The sequence below is a fragment of the Acinetobacter sp. A2 genome (assembly GCF_048537555.1).
Lineage (GTDB): Bacteria > Pseudomonadota > Gammaproteobacteria > Pseudomonadales > Moraxellaceae > Acinetobacter.
This window is the reverse complement of sequence record NZ_CP183239.1, coordinates 1,773,606-1,794,915: the sequence shown is the minus strand read 5'-3', so window position 1 is coordinate 1,794,915 and position 21,310 is coordinate 1,773,606. Positions and strand designations below refer to the sequence as shown.

Annotated in this window: 21 protein-coding genes; 9 read left to right on the top strand and 12 right to left on the bottom strand. The window is 39.2% G+C overall.

Annotated features, from left to right (window positions below; all coding sequences use genetic code 11):
* Positions 1–176 precede the first annotated feature (176 nt).
* The gene (locus tag ACNS8M_RS08525) at positions 177–449 is read left to right on the top strand and encodes a hypothetical protein (protein WP_168419416.1); all 273 of its coding nucleotides are present in this window, start codon (positions 177–179) and stop codon (positions 447–449) included.
* A gap of 47 nt (positions 450–496) precedes the next feature.
* On the opposite strand, the gene gloB is transcribed toward ACNS8M_RS08525, so the two are convergent.
* Together gloB and ACNS8M_RS08515 are read right to left on the bottom strand one after the other, a co-directional pair.
* A complete protein-coding gene (gene gloB, locus ACNS8M_RS08520) occupies positions 497–1,228 on the bottom strand; it encodes a hydroxyacylglutathione hydrolase (protein ID WP_168542302.1) in 732 nt (243 codons plus the stop codon).
* Between the two features lie 196 nt (positions 1,229–1,424).
* Positions 1,425–2,660: a pyridoxal phosphate-dependent aminotransferase gene (locus ACNS8M_RS08515; RefSeq protein WP_168419418.1), complete on the bottom strand. Its 1,236-nt coding sequence runs from the start codon at positions 2,658–2,660 to the stop codon at positions 1,425–1,427.
* Positions 2,661–2,813: 153 nt separating this feature from the next.
* Here ACNS8M_RS08515 and msrB point away from each other — a divergent pair, with 153 nt between their 5' ends.
* Both msrB and ACNS8M_RS08505 read left to right on the top strand, forming a co-directional pair.
* Positions 2,814–3,233 (top strand): peptide-methionine (R)-S-oxide reductase MsrB, encoded by a 420-nt coding sequence (gene msrB / locus ACNS8M_RS08510; protein WP_168542332.1) that lies wholly within the window; start codon positions 2,814–2,816, stop codon positions 3,231–3,233.
* Positions 3,230–3,709, top strand: coding sequence for a glutathione peroxidase (locus tag ACNS8M_RS08505; RefSeq protein ID WP_168542300.1), 480 nt, complete (start codon positions 3,230–3,232; stop codon positions 3,707–3,709). The genes msrB and ACNS8M_RS08505 overlap by 4 nt, the downstream gene beginning before the upstream one ends.
* Positions 3,710–3,865: 156 nt before the next feature.
* Here ACNS8M_RS08505 and ACNS8M_RS08500 read toward each other — a convergent pair whose 3' ends face one another.
* Positions 3,866–4,333 carry a hypothetical protein gene (locus tag ACNS8M_RS08500; RefSeq protein ID WP_325781442.1) on the bottom strand — a complete coding sequence of 156 codons (468 nt, stop codon included), beginning with the start codon at positions 4,331–4,333 and terminating at the stop codon, positions 3,866–3,868.
* Between the two features lie 214 nt (positions 4,334–4,547).
* Between ACNS8M_RS08500 and ACNS8M_RS08495 the strand changes: the two genes are divergently transcribed.
* Genes ACNS8M_RS08495 through ACNS8M_RS08485 form a run of 3 tightly spaced genes read left to right on the top strand, consistent with a single transcriptional unit; the run spans position 4,548 to position 8,076 of the window.
* Entirely contained in the window at positions 4,548–5,282 is a 735-nt protein-coding gene (locus ACNS8M_RS08495) for a molecular chaperone (RefSeq protein WP_419224725.1), read from the top strand.
* 5 nt (positions 5,283–5,287) lie between these two features.
* Positions 5,288–7,618 (top strand): fimbria/pilus outer membrane usher protein, encoded by a 2,331-nt coding sequence (locus ACNS8M_RS08490; RefSeq protein WP_168526470.1) that lies wholly within the window; start codon positions 5,288–5,290, stop codon positions 7,616–7,618.
* Between the two features lie 8 nt (positions 7,619–7,626).
* On the top strand, positions 7,627–8,076 hold the full coding sequence (locus tag ACNS8M_RS08485) for a hypothetical protein (protein ID WP_168526472.1): 450 nt from the start codon (positions 7,627–7,629) through the stop codon (positions 8,074–8,076).
* 74 nt (positions 8,077–8,150) lie between these two features.
* On the opposite strand, the gene dapC is transcribed toward ACNS8M_RS08485, so the two are convergent.
* From dapC to ACNS8M_RS08460, 5 genes are all read right to left on the bottom strand, one after another.
* Positions 8,151–9,320 carry a succinyldiaminopimelate transaminase gene (dapC, locus tag ACNS8M_RS08480; RefSeq protein WP_168461923.1) on the bottom strand — a complete coding sequence of 390 codons (1,170 nt, stop codon included), beginning with the start codon at positions 9,318–9,320 and terminating at the stop codon, positions 8,151–8,153.
* 20 nt (positions 9,321–9,340) lie between these two features.
* A complete protein-coding gene (glnD, locus tag ACNS8M_RS08475) occupies positions 9,341–12,007 on the bottom strand; it encodes a [protein-PII] uridylyltransferase (protein ID WP_168418622.1) in 2,667 nt (888 codons plus the stop codon).
* A gap of 27 nt (positions 12,008–12,034) precedes the next feature.
* Positions 12,035–13,252: a formate-dependent phosphoribosylglycinamide formyltransferase gene (gene purT / locus ACNS8M_RS08470; protein WP_419224724.1), complete on the bottom strand. Its 1,218-nt coding sequence runs from the start codon at positions 13,250–13,252 to the stop codon at positions 12,035–12,037.
* A 181-nt stretch (positions 13,253–13,433) separates the two neighbouring features.
* Positions 13,434–13,781, bottom strand: coding sequence for an L-valine transporter subunit YgaH (gene ygaH, locus ACNS8M_RS08465; protein ID WP_168418620.1), 348 nt, complete (start codon positions 13,779–13,781; stop codon positions 13,434–13,436).
* A complete protein-coding gene (locus ACNS8M_RS08460) occupies positions 13,778–14,515 on the bottom strand; it encodes an AzlC family ABC transporter permease (protein WP_419225332.1) in 738 nt (245 codons plus the stop codon). Before ACNS8M_RS08460 ends, ygaH begins: the two co-directional genes overlap by 4 nt.
* Positions 14,516–14,634: 119 nt before the next feature.
* Between ACNS8M_RS08460 and ACNS8M_RS08455 the strand changes: the two genes are divergently transcribed.
* Positions 14,635–15,126, top strand: coding sequence for a hypothetical protein (locus ACNS8M_RS08455; protein ID WP_168526478.1), 492 nt, complete (start codon positions 14,635–14,637; stop codon positions 15,124–15,126).
* Positions 15,127–15,233: 107 nt separating this feature from the next.
* On the opposite strand, the gene ychF is transcribed toward ACNS8M_RS08455, so the two are convergent.
* The gene (gene ychF / locus ACNS8M_RS08450) at positions 15,234–16,325 is read right to left on the bottom strand and encodes a redox-regulated ATPase YchF (protein WP_168418617.1); all 1,092 of its coding nucleotides are present in this window, start codon (positions 16,323–16,325) and stop codon (positions 15,234–15,236) included.
* A gap of 270 nt (positions 16,326–16,595) precedes the next feature.
* Between ychF and ACNS8M_RS08445 the strand changes: the two genes are divergently transcribed.
* Positions 16,596–17,360 carry a glutathione S-transferase family protein gene (locus ACNS8M_RS08445; RefSeq protein WP_168418616.1) on the top strand — a complete coding sequence of 255 codons (765 nt, stop codon included), beginning with the start codon at positions 16,596–16,598 and terminating at the stop codon, positions 17,358–17,360.
* Between the two features lie 60 nt (positions 17,361–17,420).
* Here ACNS8M_RS08445 and ACNS8M_RS08440 read toward each other — a convergent pair whose 3' ends face one another.
* Positions 17,421–18,977, bottom strand: a complete 1,557-nt coding sequence (locus ACNS8M_RS08440; RefSeq protein WP_419224723.1) for a hypothetical protein — start codon at positions 18,975–18,977, stop codon at positions 17,421–17,423.
* A gap of 359 nt (positions 18,978–19,336) precedes the next feature.
* Between ACNS8M_RS08440 and ACNS8M_RS08435 the strand changes: the two genes are divergently transcribed.
* Entirely contained in the window at positions 19,337–19,807 is a 471-nt protein-coding gene (locus tag ACNS8M_RS08435) for an Lrp/AsnC family transcriptional regulator (protein WP_168418614.1), read from the top strand.
* A gap of 73 nt (positions 19,808–19,880) precedes the next feature.
* On the opposite strand, the gene ACNS8M_RS08430 is transcribed toward ACNS8M_RS08435, so the two are convergent.
* Positions 19,881–20,630, bottom strand: a complete 750-nt coding sequence (locus ACNS8M_RS08430; RefSeq protein WP_168418613.1) for a YebC/PmpR family DNA-binding transcriptional regulator — start codon at positions 20,628–20,630, stop codon at positions 19,881–19,883.
* A 98-nt stretch (positions 20,631–20,728) separates the two neighbouring features.
* Complete coding sequence (locus tag ACNS8M_RS08425; protein WP_419224722.1) at positions 20,729–21,307, bottom strand: 1-acyl-sn-glycerol-3-phosphate acyltransferase; 579 nt, start codon at positions 21,305–21,307, stop codon at positions 20,729–20,731.
* Positions 21,308–21,310 lie beyond the last annotated feature (3 nt).

Genomic DNA, 21,310 nt, shown 5'->3' with positions numbered 1-21,310 from the left:
TATCTTTGTGCTACTCATGTTAGTAATTAACGCTATCCAAAACGATAGGCGTTCTAAAAGTACTAACACGGGCAAAATAAGAAATTAGATTTTATACAGCAAGCCATTGCAGCAGCAGTAAATAAGTGGGGATTTGTTTATACTGGTGCCTGATTGAAATTTTAAATTTGAATAATATGACAGTGCCCAGTATTGAACAGCAAGTGATGAGTATGGTTGAAAATATGCGTGTACAGGGGCAAGAGGCTGTAGCCGTGATGCTCGGTCATGAAGACTGGCTGTTGTTTTCTTCACAATCAAAAGTGGCTTATACGCCTTTTGGCAGTGCACGCCGTTATCAGCCTGCATTGTCAAATTTATTATTAGTACGCGTGGATGAAATGCAGGCCTTACGTGTGGTAACGCAAACCCAGTTGGATGAGTTCGCGGCAAGCCATCAAATTTTATAAGCAATCTGTGTTGTGTAATTGAACATCGAGATGACTTATAAATCCATTTAAAAATTATCTTTCAATTCACGTAATTTTTGAAACTCTTGGACGCTTTCTGCTCTTAAAAATGGATTGGTTTCGAGTTCCAATTCAATACTGCTTGGCAAAGTCGGTTGATTCAGCATACGCAAGTTTTCAATATGTTGATAACGCTCCTGAATTGCCAAATTTTCAGGTTCTACATGCAGCGCAAATTTTGCATTGGTAAGGGTGTATTCGTGGGTGCAATACACTTGGGTTCGTGGTGGTAAAGCAGCTAAACGATTGAGCGATTGGTACATTTGCTGATGTGTACCTTCAAAAACTCGCCCGCACCCCATTGCAAATAAGGTGTCGCCGCAAAACAAGACATCTAGCTCATCTATAAAATACACAATATGCCCAAGGGTGTGCCCAGGCACGGCAATGACATCTACAGATAAATCATAAAACTGTACTTTATCTTGATGTTGTAAAGGGTGGGTGATAAAAGGAATCTTACTCAGTTCATCGCGTGGGCCATAAACTGGCAAGTTGCGTTCTGCAATGAGTTCAGGTACACCGCCAATATGGTCTTGATGCCAATGTGTCAGCCAAATTTGTGCAATCTCTAAGCCATGGCTTTGGCAAAAATCTTCAACGGGTTTGGCATCGGTAGGATCGACTACTACCACTTGTTTACTGTCACAATGTTCAAGCAACCAAATATAATTTTGTGAAGGTTTTTGCGCATCAATAAGATGAACTTGGTAGTGCATGCTCAATTCCTAAAATTTTAATCGCTTGTTGCTATTACAGCATGCTTTCGCTAGGGAGTAAAAGCTTAGCTTTTATGTTGGCAGCATAAGCCATATTTGTTTCATTCTGATTGTGAATCAGGTCGTAATACTCATTTAAGAACATAAAAAAATGCCGTGATCAACACGGCATTTTTTAAACAATTATTTAAGCGACTTAGCGAATTTTTGCTAAGAAACGGCCTAAACGCGTCATTGCTTCACGTAATTCATTTTCTGCAGGTAAGAACACAACACGGAAATGGTCTGGTGTAGGCCAGTTAAAACCTGTACCTTGCACTAACAGTACTTTTTCGGCTTTTAGTAAATCCAACATTAATTTTTCGTCATCTTCAATCGGATAGACGTTTGGATCTAATCTTGGGAAGCAGTACATCGCACCTTCAGGTTTCACACATGACACGCCTGGAATTTCATTTAGCATTTCCCAAGCAATGTTGCGCTGTTCATATAAACGACCACCTGGACGGATCAAGTCATTGATAGATTGATAACCACCCAATGCTGTTTGAATCGCATATTGTGCCTGGTGGTTGGCACACAGACGCATGGAAGCAAGCATGTCCAAGCCTTCAATGTAGTCTGCGGCACGTGATTTATTGCCTGTAATGGCCATCCAGCCTGATCGGAAGCCTGCAATACGATATGATTTAGACAAACCGTTGAATGAAATACAGAGCTGATCACCTGCCAGTGCAGCTACAGCAACGTGCTCAATACCGTCATAAATGATTTTGTCGTAAATTTCATCGGCAAATAAAATCAGGTCATATTTTTTAGCCAGTGCAACAATTTGTTCTAAAACATGACGCGGATAAACCGCACCTGTTGGGTTGTTCGGGTTAATGATGACAATACCACGTGTATTTGGCGTGATTTTGCTTTCCATGTCGGCAATGTCTGGGTACCAGTGGTTTTCTTCATCACATTTATAGTGAATAGCAGTACCACCCGACAAATTCACCGCAGCTGTCCATAATGGATAGTCAGGCATTGGCACCAGCATTTCATCGCCATCATCCAATAAACCTTGCATCGCCATAACAATCAGTTCAGACACACCATTGCCGATATACACGTCATTCACGTGCATATCAAAAATGCCTTTTTGCTGATAGTACTGACAAATGGCCTTACGTGCAGGAAAAATCCCTTTAGAGTCGGTATAGCCAATTGCATTGGGTAAGTTCAATGCAACATCATTAATAATTTCCTGTGGAGCTTCAAAACCGAATGGGGCGGGGTTGCCAATATTCAGTTTAATAATTTTATGACCGGCCTCTTCCATTTCATTGGCCGCTCGTAACACAGGTCCGCGAATGTCGTAGCATACATGCTCGAGTTTTGATGATTTTTTTATTTCGCGTGGAGTCGTGTTACCAAGTACGGACATAGTTCCATCCAATGATTTTAAGATTAACAAAATATAGATTACTGAAATATCACAATCTATGCTGAAATTTAGCTAGATATTTTGCAAGCTCTAGCGTAAATATGGAAGTACTGAAGCATGACACTGAATGTCAAAGATTTAAAGGAGTTAGTGATGGGAAAACTCAATAAAACAGACCGAGAATGGCAAAGAGAGTTATCACCAGAGGAGTTTCGGATTACACGACAAAAAGGGACAGAGCCTGCGTTCACGGGGAAATATTGGAATACTAAACAACAGGGTGTGTATAGCTGCCGTTGTTGTGGCACAGCGTTGTTCTCATCTGAAACAAAATATGACAGTGGCAGTGGTTGGCCTAGTTTCTATCGTCCAATTCAGCCTGGAGTAGTTGAAGAGCACCATGACAGTTCACATGGTATGCAACGTACAGAGATTGTTTGTCATCATTGTGACGCACATTTAGGGCATGTTTTTGACGATGGGCCACAACCGACAGGATTGCGTTATTGCGTCAACTCGGCTTCATTAGAACTTAAAACACAAGAAAAAAATGATGAGGGAAATTATCCATGACTAGCATTTATCAGTTTGAAGCTGAATTATTAGACGGAGAAAATAAAGCTTTTAGTGATTATGAAGGCAAGGTGCTATTGATTGTGAATACAGCCAGCAAATGTGGTTTTACCCCACAATTTGCGGGTTTGGAAAAATTGTATCAACAATATAAAGACCGTGGTCTTGAGGTATTAGGTTTTCCATGCAATCAATTTGGCGGGCAAGACTCTGGCTCCAATGAGCAAATAGGGAGTTTTTGTCAAAAAAACTATGGGGTCAGTTTTCCCATGTTTAGTAAAATTGATGTGAAAGGCCCAGAAGCACATGCAATTTTCCGTTATTTAACCAATAACAGTAAGGGGATTTTAGGCAATGGAATTAAATGGAACTTTACCAAGTTTTTAATTGGCAAAGATGGCAAAGTCTTAAACCGTTTTGCTCCGACAACTAAACCTGAAGATTTGCAGGCGGAAATTGAAAAAGCTTTGGGCTAATTAATAATATTAAAAATATGTATTAGATAGAAAGACCTTTCGAGGTCTTTTTTGAATATTAATAAGATTAAGTTGTTGTAAAATTCATATTTAAATTATTTATTATGAAAATATTAAAAACAAAGAAATGCCTAAGCATTTCTTTTGCACTACGGATTAATATTTTACATCAATCGTATAAGTGTCTTTATAAATACCAGCCAATTGTGTTGCTTTTACTTCTTCTGCAAGCTTAACATTTAATTTAAAGGTATCTACAGATTGACCTTTGAATTCAGGGCCAGTTGCGTATTGAATTGGTACATTTACATTATTTGGACCAGTGGTAGTAATTAATGTTTTTAATTGCACATTCTTATCAACTGTATGAACTACATTTGATTGGAAGTTGTTGTAGTTAGCAGATTTGTTTGTAATTGTATAAGGTGTATTACAAGTAACACTATAGCTAGTATTACTAGCAGAACCATTTGGGTTAAGGTTTACTACTTTGTTTGGAATAGAAATTGTACATAGTTTAGGTACATTTAGTGAAATTTCAATTGAACCTGTAGCTGTTTCAGCTTGAGTGAATGCACACGCTGTTAAAGCAAGTAACCCCATAGACATTTGTTTGATTTTCATGTTGCGTCCTACGCATTTAATAATTGAGATGGCAGAATATTTAAAAAGTTAATCTGTGAATATCCCTAAAAATAGGTATTTGTTTGCTGAGCTAAATAAATATAATGATGATACATCGCTGATAGAAGTATTTTAAGATTTCTAAAATTGCCGTGTTATTAGTGGAAATTAAAGCTGTTTATTTGACTCAAAGTATATCGAATAGGGTGTTCTCGTGTTTTTTTTAAGAAAAAAAATTCAAGTTGTATTGGCTTTATCTTTATGTTCTTTTTATGCGCCTGTATGGGCAGATATTACCATTTCACCTGTACAACTCTACATCACTGGTGAGCGTGGACAGTCAAGCACAACCGCAGTAATTAATTCAATGGGTGAAACATCTGAACGTACCTATGAGATTGAAGTTCTAAAATGGGAACAAGATCAAAATGGGGAAGATGTACTTACACCAGACCATACTTTAATTGTTAATCCTGAAAATTTTGTTTTAAAACCAGATGCAAGCCGTACAGTTCGTTTTGGTTTTAAACAGAATATAGAATCTATGCAGTTGAAAAAACAAGAAAGTTGGAGAGTTAGATTTGTTGAAATTCCATCTGTATTAAACCAAACAGGTGTAAATATTGCTTTAAATTTTAGTCTCCCAGTATTTGTTGGCAATGGTTTCAAACCAGATATGGTGTTTAATCTAACTAAAAACAATAAAAACGAATCAATTTTAGTTGCTAGAAATAATGGTACAGCCCATTTTCAGTTAACCAACTTTTCTATTCAAGATAAAAGTAAAAAAGTTGTAAAGGATGTTAATGTACTTAAATATATTTTACCTCAGCGTGAAACAAAAATTAATTTAGGTAAATTTAATCCGCAAAAAATTAAAGAATTAAAGATTAACATTGCACCAATTTCAGATCGTCCATCTATGTCTTTTGATGTTCAAGAGATGTAAAACCGATGTTTAAGAAATCAATATCTGCAATGCTTGCTATTTATCTTTCAAGTTTATATATTCCGTATACTCATGCAAATGAAAAATTAAATGAACAAGCAGATGAGAGTATTTGGGGTTTGTGGATTAATGGTGTAGATCAGCATAAAGATATTATTTTAACTGTTATGCACAATAATAAATATATTGAATGTAGTTCTCTAAATACCGATATTTTTGATATTTCCAAGTTTGAAAAGTTTGATGATAATTCTAAGCTATGTTTATTAGATGCAAAAAATATAATTATTGATTCAGATGAAGATGCACAAATTATTAAATTAAATATTGGTTCAATGTATATGAAAAACCAATACATAAATAATATAAATAATGGAAAGCAGCCACAATTGCCGGGCTTGGGCGGTTTTATTGATTATGAATTATTTTCTGAAAAGAGTAAAAATTTTCAGCGTAGTAGTGCCATGACAGATTTTGGTATTTTTTGGCGTAATGCTTTATTGACGCATACACATTTATTTGAAAACTATTCTAATCATACAGAAAATGATAAGTTCACTCAAACACGTTTAAGCACGAATATAACATTTGAGTTTCCAAAAAAATTTACCAGTTTACAATTGGGTGATGCCGTTAGTCCTTATTCAGGCGTAGGTCAGCCCTATTACTTTGGGGGGGTAAAATGGGGGACAAATTACAGCTCTAGACAAGACTTTGTTTATTGGAATACACCTGCACTGCGTGGAAGTGCTTTGGTTCCCTCAAGTGTTGATTTAATTATTAATGGTAATAAGGTTTACAACACGACTGTCAATCCGGGTGAGTTTTTAATTGATAGTGGTATCAATTTTAATGGCATGGGTAATGCTGAATTAGTGGTGCAAGATGTACTTGGTAATCGCACAGTTCAAACAATTTCGATCTTTGTAAATGAAAGATTACTAAAAAAAGGACTGAGTAATTATAGTATTGCGACAGGAAAATTACGTTATAACTATAGCGAAGAAAGTGATGATTACCGTGATTGGTTTGTTTCTGGTTATTTGCGTAGAGGGGTGACAGAAAAGCTTTCTTTGGGTGGCGTCATTGACTATAGCCGTGATTTAAGTAGTGTGGGCATGCTGTGGACGCAATATCTTAATTCTATAGGGCTGTTTGAGCTTAATTCAGTCTTTAGTGATTCTAGTTTTGGTCAGGGATACAGTGTTAGTACTGAATTTAAAAGAGATCAAGGTCTGTATAGTATAGGGCTAAGATCGCAGCACTATAGTCCTGAATATCGTATGCTTGGTATGGATGGGCAAAATAATACGTATTTACCCAAACAAGAAAATATCGCTTATGTCGCTAGGACTGCATTACCTATATTGGGTAATGTCTCACTCAATTATATTGAAAAAAAATACCACAATCACGCTGAAGTTGATGATCAAAAAATCTTGAATATTCGTGCAAGTAGAACGCTATTTGATGATCTGAATATGTCATTAAGCTATGTACATGATATGAGTCAAGCTGAAGATCATCGTGTTGATTTAGCACTGAGCTACCGTTTTAGTCCCAAACATACAGCCTACTTAACACAAAATCATACCGATTCAAGCTACCTAAGTTTGATTAAAGATACCCCTGCATCTACTGGTTTTAACTATTCTGTGGGTACAGGCTATTTATATGATCTAAATGAATTTTCGGGGCATGTTAATGGTCATTTAAAAACCCAAATTGGTGACTTAAATCTGCAGTATTTGCAAACGGGTCAAACTGAAAGTTATCAATTTGCCATGAATGGCGCCGTGACATGGTTAGATCGTAGTGTGGCTTTAACGCGTTCTGTTGATCATGGATTCTCCTTGGTGAAAGTTGCAAATAGTCCAAATATCGATGTTTATCGGAATGATATATTTGTAGGAAAAACCAATCAGAAGGGTGAAATCTTTGTTAATGATTTAATCGCTTATAGCGACCAGCATTTATCTTTCGATCAAAACCAACTCAATATCGAAGATCAGATCACAGATGCAAGAAAGACCATTATGCCGTTGAACAAACGTGGCTATGTTGTGGAATTTCCTGTCATACAGACCAAGGCAATTTCAATTGAACTGCGTGATCGTGCAGGGGCTAAATTACCTAAAGGTAGTCAAATTATCCTGAATGGGAATGCTGACGAAATTTACGTGATTGGCAGTAAAGATACAGCAACTTTATATGGGGTCAAAAATGGAAAGCAGCATTTAAAGGTCAGCACTTCTGCTACTCAATCTTGTCAGGTTGAATTTGAAATCACAGATATTCATCAGGTGAATACACCAATCAGCTTAATTTGTAAGTAGGTCGCATTATGAAAAAACAACAAAAAAATATATTTCTGATTCTGCTGTTTAGTGGCTTTAGTATGGTTTCCAGCGCAACTTTGGCAATGTGCCGTATGTCAGACATTGGCGCAGGGCAGATTCGATTGCAGCCAGTTTCTGGCAGTACAAGCACGACTGGTGTGAGTGTGGAATGTGACCGTATGTTTACGATTAAGTTTGATAGTCAAAATATGCTAAATATGAATGGTGAGAGTATGTTGAAAGGTCAGCATCTTTCTTATGCGGGGAAGAATAATCATATTCGCGTCAAATACAGCTTGCATGGCGATGCAGGAATGTTATGGCAGAAGAATGTCCTGCAACATAAAAAGTCTAAACATCATTATATTATTAAAGCAGAATTACAAAATTTTAATGCAGCTCGAGTTCGTGCAGGCGATTATTCAGATCGCATTATGATTACGGTAGATTATTGATATTCTAATTGAATTTTTAAAATACTATTGCTCTATGAAATAGAGCAGTAGTATTTTATAGTGCAGCGTATGTTTTATAAAACCGCTTTCAGACGTTGAATCACTTGTTCGCATTGCGCTAGATCTGCGACTAATGCCAAGCGTACATGATTTTCCCCTGGATTGCCTTGTGCGGTATCACGTGACAAGTAACGTCCAGGCAGTACCTTAATGTGTGCTTTTTCCATGAGCATTTTTGCAAATTTTTCATCATCTTCTACCTGAAGCCAATAATAAAAACCTGCATCGGGTTTTTTCAATGGAAGCAAATGCCCCAATTCAGTTTGGAATAGTTCAAATTTGGTACGATATTGTATGCGATTATCTTCGACGTGTTGCTCATCGTCCCATGCAGCAATAGACGCTAGTTGATGTTGCACAGGCATCGCAGCACCATGATAGGTGCGGTATTGCAAATACGGTTTTAATAAGGATGCATCACCTGCAACAAATCCTGAACGCATACCTGGTAAATTAGAACGCTTAGACAATGAATGAAATACGATACAGTTTTTGTAATCATCGCGTCCAAGTTCAGCACAGACTTCTAGTAAACCAGTTGGCGCTTGGTCAAACCATAACTCTGAATAACATTCATCGGATGCAATTACAAAACTATATTGATCTGACAATGCAATCAGTTTTTTAAATTGTGCTTTAGACAGTACTGCACCTGTTGGATTGCCCGGTGTACACACAAATAACAACGCTGTTTTTTCCCAGACTTCAGCAGGCACAGCATCAAAATCACCTAAATAACCATTGGCTTCGGTACAATTGATGAAATATGGCTTGGCACCAGCCAGTAAAGTAGCACCTTCATAAATTTGATAAAACGGATTTGGCATGACCACATAAGGTGCATCTTCACGTTGAATCACTGCCTGAACAAATGAAAAAATTGCTTCGCGTGTACCTGAAACAGGCAAAACTTGAGTTTCAGGATTCACTTGGTTTAAATGAAAACGCTGGGTGAGCCAATTGGCAATACTTTGGCGTAATTCAGGTAGACCTTTACTGTTCGGGTAGGTCGATAAGTGCTGAAAATTATCAATAATGGCCTGTTTGACAAATTCAGGTGCAGGATGCTTAGGTTCACCAATAGACAGTGGAATTAACGGTAGATTTGCAGGTTGTACATCTTGAAAGAGTTGGTTTAACTTTTCAAAAGGGTAAGGGTGCAAGAGAGATAAACTCGAGTTCATGAATGTTCCGTTAATTGAAGTTAGTGTTGACCACAGACCTGATTAGAGGCTTCATCCAAAGCAGATTTCAGCTGCAAGGCAAAGGTATCCGCTTCAGCATGGGTCATGGGTTGCCCATCTTTTTTGGTGACAAAGAAAATGTCTTCTGCACGCTCACCAAGTGTGGCAATTTTGGCAGAGTGAATATCTAAGCCCTGCATCATAAACAGACCACCAATTTTGGCGAGAAGCCCCGGGTGGTCAAGTGTGGCAATTTCCACCATGTTTTGATTGAGGGCTGTATTGAAAGTAATTTCAACAGTATTTTCAATATCAAAATGGCGTAATTGACGTGGGATACGACGTTGCATCAAACCTGGGTATTTATCCGACTGACTTAGTGCATCGATCAGTGCATCAATAACCATTTTTTCACGCTCAGGATCGGTCAGGAGTGTGCCAAATCGGTCTAATACAACATAAGTATCTAAACTAAAGGATTTAGTCGCGGTAATAATCCGTGCATCCTGAACATCCAAATTCATTCGGTCTAAAATGGCCACAGTAGTGGCAAATAGGTTGGGTTGATCTTGGGTATAAATAAAAATCTGTACTGCATCTTGTGCTGATTTTCGGTGCGCACGCATGAGCACTAATGGTGCATGATTATCGCCATGCTCCAAAATTGCGCGGGTGTGCCATGCAATTTCATCGGCAGATTCTTTCAGGAAGTATTCATCGCCCAGTTCTTGCCAGACTTTTTCAACATCGCTGAGTGAAAAATCATTTACCAAAATTTCACTGGCTGCAAATTTTGTGTCTTCAATCAACATTTGATAATCGACTGGACGGCCTAAACCTGAACGAATCACATCCCTTGCCTGTGTGTACAATTGACGCATTAAGGATGCGCGCCAAGTGTTCCAAAGGGTAGGGTTGGTGGCATTAATATCGGCAACAGTTAAAGTGTACAGATAATCTAAATGCTCCATATCCCCCATTTTTTCGGCAAATTCTTTGACTACGTCAGGGTCTGAAATATCTTTTTTCTGTGCCGTGACAGACATTAATAAATGATTTTTGACTAGCCATGCGACCAAGTTGCATTCACGTTCGGTAAACCCGTGTTTGCGACAAAATTCGATGGCATCGACAGCACCAAGCTCGCTATGATCTCCACGACGGCCTTTGGCAATATCGTGGAAAATTGCAGCTAAATAAATAATGTCACGACGTACTAGACGTTGGAACACAGAGCTAACCACAGGAAAGGCTTTGGCAAACTCAGGCTCTTTGAAGCGGCTCAAATTACGCACCAACAGTAAGGTGTGAGCATCTACCGTATAAATATGGAACAGGTCATATTGCATGAGACCTGTAATTTGCCCGAATGCAGAAATGTAATTGCCTAATACACCCAAGCGCTTCATTGTCACTAATGTTTTATATAAACGATGTGGTGAGCGCAAAATGGCCATAAAAAGGGCTTGATGTGCAGGGTCATCTCGGAAACTTTGATCAATACGCTTTGCGGCCAATGCAAGTAAGCGTAAAGTACGTGCACGAATCCCTTTAATTTCTGGGCGATTGGCCAGTAAATAGAAAATTTCTAAAATCGCACTTGGTTTTTCTGAGAAAATTTTATGGTGCTGAACTGCAAGCTTGCCATCCACCAATTTAAAATTTTCATTAATTTCTTCAATTTGGCGTTCGTAGTTTGGCAGGCGTGGGGTAATTACAGATTCATTAAAATAGGCCAACAACATTTCATTCAGGGCAGAAACCTGCTGTGCAGAGCGATAATAACGCTTCATGAATTGTTCAATTGGGTAGTTTGGTGGTTTGCCTTCTTCACGGACATAGCCAAAAGTGGCAGCGATATCACGTTGATAATCAAACAATAAACGATTTTCATCACGCTTGGTCAGGCGGTGCAAATGGTGGCGAATTTCCCATAAAAAGCTTTCAGCTTCTTCAAGTACACCTAATTCAAACTCAGAAATAAAACCTAAATGCACCAAGTCATAAATACGATTGACCCGAAAATGTCGTTTAGCAATCCAACCAATTTGGTTAATGTCACGGATGCCGCCTGGGGCATTTTTAATATCAGGTTCTAGATTGCTTTCCGTGTCATTGTGCTGTGCATAACGCTTGCTTTGTTCCTGCATTTTGGCATCAAAAAAGGTTTTATCTGTCCAAGTTTGCGAAACAATACGACGTGGCCATTTTGCCAGTTGGGTGTTACCAGTAATTAAACGAGCTTCGATCAGGGCAGTAGCGACTGTTAAATCGCTAGTAGCCTGAATCACACAGTCTTGAATGGTACGTACGCTGGTTGCAGGTTTGAAATTACCGACATCCCACAATGATGAAATAAAGGTCGAGATCAGTTGCTCTTGTTCTGGGCTAATGGCATCTTCCGACAAAATCATAATGTCTACATCGGAATAAGGCAGCATTTCTTTGCGCCCATAGCCACCCACAGCAAATAGACTTAAATCAGTTTGATCCAATTCAGCGTGTTGCCACAAAAATGTCAGGGCTTCGTCTATCAGATTGGAACGTGCCAAAATCACTTCACGGATGGATTGTCCATTTTCAAAACATTGTTGTAGCTGATTTTCGACATCTGTACGCCATTGGTTAATCGCTTGAATGTCATGGTTGCTTTTCACATAGTTCAGCAAGGGTAATGTATTGATCATGGACAATTCCGTTATGCAATGACGAGCTTAATTCTGATTTTCGTTTAAATGAACGCTAACACTGTTTGCAGTGTGTTGAGCCAATTCGCGCGCTTGCGCCGTGGTTTCTGCACGTGCTGTCGCAACTCCCATACGTCGGCGCTCAAAACCTTCAGGCTTCCCAAATAAACGTAAATCTGTATCGGGATGAGCTAATGCAAGATTTAGGCCAGAAAATGAAAGATTATTGGCATCGACACCTGCATAAATCACGGCACTGGCTGCCACACTATGACGTGCAGTGTTGACAGGCAAACCTAAAATGGCACGTGCATGTAATTCAAATTCACTCTGAAATTGTGAGGCCAACGTCACTAAACCTGTGTCGTGCGGACGTGGCGATACTTCACTGAACCAGACTTTATCGCCCTTCACAAACAGCTCTACACCAAAAATTCCGCAGCCGCCTAAAGCAGTTGTCACTTTATGGGCAATGCGTTTGGCTTCAGTTAGGGCGGCTTCAGTCATTTGCTGTGGTTGCCAGCTTTCTACATAGTCGCCTGAATCTTGACGGTGGCCAATTGGGTCACAATATGAAGTTTCGATAGCACCAGTTTCTGGGTTTTTGGCACGTACAGTTAATAGGGTAATTTCAAAATCGAAATCAATTTGTGATTCAACAATCACAGTGCCTTGATTGACGCGTCCACCTGTTTGAGCATATTCCCAAGCGGCATCTACTTCATCAAAACAAGTTACTCTTGACTGACCTTTACCTGAAGATGACATTACAGGTTTAACAAAGTTTGGATAGCCAATATCATCACAGGCGGCACGGAAAGATTCCAAAGAATTGGCGAAGCGGTAAGCCGAGGTTGGCAAACCTAATTCTTCTGCAGCTAAACGACGAATTCCCTCACGGTTCATGGTCAAATTGACGGCTTTGGCAGAAGGAATGACTGTGGCGATGTTTTGTTCTTCAATTTCAACCAAGACCTGTGTCGCAATCGCTTCAATTTCAGGCACAATTAAATTCGGCTGGATTTTTTCAATCAATTGTTTTAATTCTGTGGCATTTGCCATATTCAAAGTATAGGCATAATGTGCGACTTGCATGGCAGGCGCATGGTCGTAGCGATCGGTGGCATGTACTTCTACGCCCAAACGTTGTAGTGAAATTACCACCTCTTTACCGAGTTCCCCCGAACCCAATAGCAAAACTTTAAAAGCAGAAGATTGAAGGGGAGTACCAATGGTCACGCTCATGTGAATCGTCCTTGCTAAAGTGGGCTTTTAGCATAGCAGAACTGTTCTATGAGTTAAGCCCTGTTTGCAATAAAATCATGATTTTGTCATACAATTTTATGGCATTCAGTGGCTTAGCGGTGATGTCACTGCATTTGAAATAGATGATTTCGGGTTTCAAAGTTGTTTAATTTAAGCTGTCCTAGAAACTAAAAGGTATATAGGTGTAAATCAGACCGTAGGTCAGGGCTGCGGTTAAAGTTGCAGGAACAATTTTCTTAAATTTAAAATATAAGCCCGTGAGTACCAAGAAACCGACCAGCATGGCAAAACTTTTATTTGGTGTTTCTAGCAAAGGCGGTAGTGTTGCGACTACGAGCATGGAACTAATTGCGGCAATCCCGATGCTGCCTAAGGCAATTTTGAGCCATAAAGCGCCACGTTTTTGTGAGCCTTGCTGAAACTTTTGAATCACAAAAAAGGGCCCGAAGCGCGATGCGAAGTTGGCAATCCCCACTAAAATACCAACCAAGATTATTTCTAAACTCACGATTTTACTCCTGTATGTTCAGGGTCGGGTTGTTTCAACACATAGTGTTTAAATAAGCCTGCCAATATGCCCGAAGATATGCCAATAAAAATTGCAGCAGATAAGTCAATGAAATAACAAGCAATGGCAGATACAACAATGGTGATACCCACCACAAAAGTATGTTTCTTTTCAAAAGCTGCCAGTAAAAAGCTTAGGAATAAAGCAGGCAATAAAAAGTCGAGCGCCGCCTGTAAAAACTGTGGCATTTTAGTGACTTGATCGGCAAATAAGCCACCTAATAACGAACCCAACGCCCAAGACATCCAGCTAAATAGACTGAGACCTAACATCCATGATTCAGACCATTCCTGTCGCCGTTGTGAGAGTTTAATCATGCCTGAAGCAAAGACTTCATCGGTCAATCCCCATGACCAAATTGCAGTTTTTTTCAGATTCAGCCGATCTTGAATCAGGTTTTGTAGTGCGGGGCCATAGAGTAAATGCCGAATGTCTAAGGCAATCACTGTTAGTGCGGTCATCCAAATAGATGTGCCGCTACCGAGCAAGGCCACCACCAAAAACTGGCTTGCGCCAGCATACATAGAGCAAGATAAAAATAAGGCTTCCCATGCGGTAAAGCCGAATTGTGTGGCTGAAACGCCAAAGGCAAAAGAAACAGGCAGGTAGGTAAAAATAATCGCTTGACTATCTTTGGCACCTTGCCAAAAACTGGCTGTAGAAGCAGTTTGTATATTGTGTACGGACACGACACACCTTGAGGGAGAAAGTTGAACGATGGGTCAAATCAAGATTGTGTATTATACTTGAATTCACTAGCATAATGCCGAATTGTTTGTATGGGCGAACCGATATGTTGAAATTGAAAACACCTGTAATGCTGCTGGCCTCAATTCTATGCAGTAGTGTGTTATTGCAAGCGTGTAGCAATGACAACGACCCGCAAAAAACTGTAGAAATTAAACCTGCGCCAAAACTTACCAATGATGCGACTGTGTATGCACAAAAAGCATGGGAGTTAATGAACGAGGTTGAACCTTATGTTTACCGTAAGCAGCGTAATTTGATTGAAGACAAGGTGCGTAAACCTGCCCGTAAACTCAGTACAGACTGGCGCATTAATGTCAAAATGACAGACTCAGTGACCGAAGGGAAATATGCACTGTGCCGTAAAGCATTAACCAGTTTGGAAATTTGGGCGCGTGCGACGATTGACAGTTCAAGTAGCCTAGCGCAAAAACAAGCTGACTATGAACGTGATAAAAAGCAATGTGCAGATGCCTTAGCTCACCCTGAACTGGGCAATACTGACCCGAAACAGAAGGGGAATGTGGTGCAGTCTTAATTAATTTTACGAAGAATCTTGTATAAAAAAACCTCGATCAAGTGATCGAGGTTTTTTTATTGTATCTATGACTGGCTTATAGAATGAAAGCCATTCAACAATTCAATTTAGACATTAAAGCGGAAGTGTAAAACATCACCATCTTGTACGATGTAAGTTTTACCTTCTAAACGCCATTTACCTGCTTCTTTCGCGCCTGCTTCACCGTTGTATTGAACAAAATCTTCGTAAGCAATACATTCAGCACGAATAAAGCCTTTTTCAAAGTCAGTATGAATCACGCCAGCAGCTTGTGGAGCTGTTGCACCAACTTTAACAGTCCATGCACGTACTTCTTGAACACCTGCAGTGAAGTAAGTCTGTAAGCCTAACAGCGCATAACCTGCACGAATGACGACGTTCAGACCAGGTTCTTCCATGCCTAAAGCTTCTAAAAATTCTGCACGGTCTTCATCTTCAAGTAGTGAAATTTCGGCTTCAATTTGGTTGCATAAAGGTACAACAATCGCATTTTCTTCTGCTGCAAGTTTTTTTACTGCTTCTAAGTGCGGGTTATTTTCAAAACCATCTTCTGCCACGTTGGCAATATACATAGTTGGTTTTAAGGTCAGTAGACCAAAGCCACGTACTAATTTACGTTCATCATCATCTAAATTGGCAGCACGGGCTGGCTTGCCATCATCCAATAAAGGCTGAATTTTTTCTAAAACAGCTTTGGTTGCAACTGCTTCTTTGTCACCACCTTTGGCAGATTTTGCTAAACGGGTCACCGCTTTGCTAACAGTTTCCAAGTCCGCTAAAGCCAATTCGGTATTGATGGTGGCAATATCATCTAATGGGTCAATTTTACCATTTACGTGAATCACGTTTTCATCTTCAAAGCAACGGACTACGTGTGCAATGGCGTCGGTTTCACGAATATTCGCAAGGAATTGGTTACCTAAACCTTCACCTTTCGATGCACCTGCAACTAGACCTGCAATATCCACAAATTCCATAGTCGTTGGTAAGACACGTTGTGGTTTTACAATTTCTGCCAATTTGTCTAAACGTGAATCTGGCACAGGAACAATACCTGTGTTTGGTTCAATGGTACAGAACGGGAAGTTTTCCGCTGCAATTGCAGCTTTGGTGAGTGCATTAAAAAGTGTAGATTTACCAACGTTTGGCAGGCCCACAATACCGCAATTAAAACCCATGAATAACTCACAACGTGTTATATAAAAATTAGGCACGATTTTACATGAAAGGGCAGATAAAGTCAGGTCATCGGCATGATGTTTCTTATGAAGTGATCATTTGCAATGTTGATGTTGAAGTGCAGGATGAAAATTGACCTGATTTAGCTGACTGCTTTGCCCGAATTTTGAATAAAAAGTACATTGTATTTAGAAGAGGCCATGACTAAAGTATGACAAACACCGCAAGTGTACTGTTTTGAATATTTATAGCTTAAAAATGGAGATTTTATGCGCATCTTGTACCAGTTTCCTTTATCTCATTTCTGTGAGAAAGCTCGCTGGTTATTGGATCATAAAGAATTAGATTATGATGCGCAGAACTTAATTCCTGGTGTGCATCGGGCCTTTGCACAATTAAAAACAGGACAAAATAAATTACCAATATTACGTGATCAAGAGCGCTGGATTGCAGATTCTACGCAAATTGCTCTCTATCTTGATGATGTTTATCCAGAACATACTTTATTACGCAGTGATGCCGAACAATATAAACATGCACTGGCAATTAATACTTTGGCAGATGAATTAGGTCAGCATGTACGCCGTTGGGGCTTGGCTCATGCCTTATCTGAAAGTGAAGAACCTTTGGAAATCCTAATTGGTGAAAAAGGCTATTTGCGTCAGTTTTCTAAATACTCTAAGCCAATTATTAAAGCTTTGGTGTCTAAGGGTTATCAGCTCGATCAAGATAAAGTAGCAGAATCTAAACAACGTATGGATGAATTGATTGTCATTTTAAATCAGCATTTGATTGATAATCACGGACGTTATTTTGTGGGAGAGCGTTTGGGCTTGGCAGATATTTCGGTGTGTTCAATGCTTGCCCCTATTTTAGAAATTGCTGGAACGCCGTGGGAAAAAGAGCATGGTGAAATGATTTCAGCTGAGTTTAAAGCCTATCAAGATTATCTGTTGGATTTGCCATTAGGGCAGTATGTATGCCGTATTTATAATACTGAGCGTAATGCACGTGTCGATTGGCGTGGAATATAAAACTTAGCAAAAAAATACGCGCATTGAGCGCGTATTTTTTTGTGTCTTGTTGAGTAGAATTTAGAACAGTGAACTTGCATTGTTGAGATCGAAATTTTGTACCAAGTTTGGCAGTGTCGCCAAATCAAATTGAGTATCTGACGTTCCGCCAGTCAAGCCACCTAGTGCATCGCCTAGGGCAGGGATTAATTGATCAAGATTGATGTCTGAGCTGGTATTTGATGATGCACCTTGTAGCAAATCACCAAGATTTAAGTCAGCACCAGAAATTAATTGATCAAAGCCATCAGTTAAACTATCCAAACTGAAACCATCTGTAGGATTGCTATTTAGATTATTTAACAAGCCTCCAAGGTCAAAGCCATTGGCAAGCTGACCTTCAGGGTCAATGAGTGCAACAATCGGTTCGAGTGCGCTGATGACATTGTTTAGGTCGCTTGAAAGGGTGAGCAGTGATGGATTATTTACAAAGTCCAATACCACTTGAACGCCATTTAATACGTCATATAGCGTACTTACAATTTCAGCTTGATCGGTATCTAAAATATCGCTGTTCGCTAAAATGTTGAGTAACGGATTAACACCTTTGAGGACATCAGCCACTGTTTCAGGGATATTACCTGAACCAGCAGAAGAAACTGCTGACACGAGTGTGGTTACACTACCCACAACGATAGGTAGGACTTGAGTCAGTTGAGCCATATCAATATCTGAATTTCTGGTATCAATTGAAGCAAGTAATGGCATTAGGTTTTCAGTCAAGCCTTGTGCAATTGTACCAATATCAAAACCACCTGAACCGTTGATTAGGCCACTCATTAGCTGAATGATAGAACCAATATCTGCTGAGCTTGAGCTGTTGCTGATCAGGTCTGTTGCTAATAAGTTCATTGAACCTGAATCTAATAAGCCAGCATTACCCATTAAGCCACTTGCCAATTCAGCAATTTGTGCAATATCAATATCGCCATTGCCTTGAATTAGACCACCAACTAGGCCTGAAATAGCACCGATATCTACACCGCCTAAGCCTGCAATTGCACCGATATACACACCGCCTAAACCACCGCCGATGTTGCTGCCAATTAAACCGCTAGCCAGTTCAGCAATTTGCGCAATATCAATATCGCCATTGCCTTGGATTAAACCGCCAACAACTTGGGTGATTTTTGCAATATCTAAACTGCCTGTATTGCCGCCAATTAAACCACCGACCAATTGGGTGATTTTTGAAATATCTAAATCATTGCTATTGCCGCCCATCAATCCACTCAGCAAATTGGTGATAGACGCAATATCAAAACTACCACCATTCGATTGGGTCAGTTTACTGATTAAGCTAGAGAGATCTAAATTTGTATTTGAGCTTGAAAATTGGCTAATTAAATTAGTTAGGCTAGTGCTATCCAAACTACTGCCAGAAAGTAAACTTTTTAATAGTGAATCAAGAGTAGGCGCTGTGGTAGTCGTGCCAGTGAGGTTGTTGAAAAAACCAGAAATTGTGTTTGTTAAAGAACCACCACTTAGAAGTCCATTAAATAAAGAGCTGGTTTGTGTTTCTACGGTAAAAACAGAACTAATTTTATTTTTAAACAAGCTTAAGGATTTAAAAGCCATGACGATTCCTTGTGTTTTTATTGATTTTTGTTGTGCAGCATTATGCTTATAGTCGAGCGCATCTGTTTTAATATATTTCTATACACTTGTAAAAGATAGACGGTTATATTCAGCTTGAAGTTTTATGTGTATGAAACCTTAGCTAAGGCTTTATTACTTTAATTTTTTTAAAAACAATGTGTTGGGGATGGCTTCCGTTTATCCGATTGTAGAGCTAAAACGATGAACTTTCAAGAATGCAGAATTTGGTTTATATAGGGAATATAAATTTTCAATAATGGTGAATAATTTGAAAATTTTTTAAGTATAATTAATCAATATTACAAATATTTATCTTATAAGTTTGAGTACCTGAGAAAATGGAACTAGATCGTTTCGATAAGCATATTCTAGAAATTTTAAGCAATGAAGATGTGAACCTCAATGAACTTTCTGAGCGTGTGAATATGTCGGTCAGTTCGGTACATCGTCGTATTAAAAGTCTGATTGACCAAAACATTATTTCAGGTTTAAAGCGTGAAATTAATTATCAGAAATTAGGCTTTAGTTTACATGTGTTGTTGCAGGTGTCTTTAAGTAAGCACGATACTGACATTTTTGCTAAATTTTTAGATGAATTGGAAAGTATTCCTGAAGTGATTCGGGCATTTTTAGTGACAGGGCAGACAGCAGATTTTATTGTAGAAGTTGTGGCACGAGATATGGAAAATTACAGTGAAATCTTATTAAAAAAAATTGGTAAAATTGAGCATGTTGCGGGCTTGCATTCCAGTTTTGTGATTAAAGAATATGATGTTTTAAACTGTCATGGCTTATTAAACAAAGTTTAATTAACGTAAAACTTAGGCATAAAAAAACGCACATATATGTGCGTTTTTCAATGAAATGGTTCAATATTAATACTTAAGCATCTAATTGAGCCAACACTTCATCAGAGAATTCTACGTTGGTATATACGTTTTGAACGTCATCCAAATCTTCAAGCATATCAATCATTTTCATGATTTTTTTCGCTTGGTCGATATCTGTGATGTCAGCTTTGGTTGATGGGCTCATCACCACTTCAGCATTATCAGATTTTAAACCTGCTGCAGTTAATGCATCTTGAACTTCACCAAACGCTTCTGGGGTGGTAATGACCAAAATACCATCTTCAGACACTTCAATATCTTCTGCACCAGCTTCTAAAGCCACTTCCATGACTTGATCTTCTAAAGATGCATCTTCAAATGAAATTTCGCCACGTTTTGTGAACAAGAACGCCACTGAACCATTGGTCCCTAAGTTACCATCAGTTTTAGAGAAACAGTGACGTACATCTGGCACAGTACGGTTCAAGTTATCAGTCATGGTTTCAACGATAACCGCAACACCACCAACGCCATAGCCTTCATAAGTGACTTCTTTTAAGTCATCGTTATCTTCACCACCAGCACCACGTTGAATGGCACGGTTAATTACGTCACGTGTCATGTTTACAGACAGCGCTTTTTCTACGACTGCACGTAGACGAGGGTTGCTTGCAGCATCAGCACCGCCAAGCTTTGCAGCTGTTGTTAATTCACGAATAAATTTGGTAAACAACTTACCACGACTCGCATCTTGTTTGGCTTTACGATGCTTAATGTTGGCCCACTTGGAATGACCCGCCATGCGAAATTGCTCCTTACAGATTGGCCGTATGCCTATCAAAATTGCGCCCATTCTACCATAAGCCCTTTTTTTAGATAAAGAGTAGGGCTTTAGGTTTTTTAAGCGTTTGTTTGGGCGTTTCTGGGCTCGGGAATGACAATATCCAAACCGACATGTTCTTTGTAAAGACGCTGGATGAGCGCCATATCGTGATCTAGTTCTGTCGGATAGATTTTACCAAAAATCCCGCCTTGTTTAGTTTGTGAATTGGCATACATTAAAACAATAGGCACTTGAGCCGCTTTGGCGATATGCCAAAAACCTGTACGGATAGGTTTACGTGTTTCGCCAGTTTTGGCGCGAGTGGCTTCGGGGGCAATGACCAGATTGAAATGCTCATTTTGCTCGAACAATTCCACCATTTGCGACACGATATCTTTACTAGATTTACGGTCAACTGGAATGCCGCCTATTTTTTCTAGAATGGGTTTAAGTGGCCCTTTAAATAGTTCTTTTTTTATTAAAGTATGAATTTTGATGTCATAGATTTGAAAAAGTGCGAGGGAGAGCACAGCATCCATCGTAGAGGTGTGTTCAAAACCAACAATCACCTGTTTGTTTTCGAGGACGTTGGGTTTAACCTGATATTGCCAGCCTGCAAGTTTGAATGCAGATTCGCCTAAAAATTTTTTCAACATAGA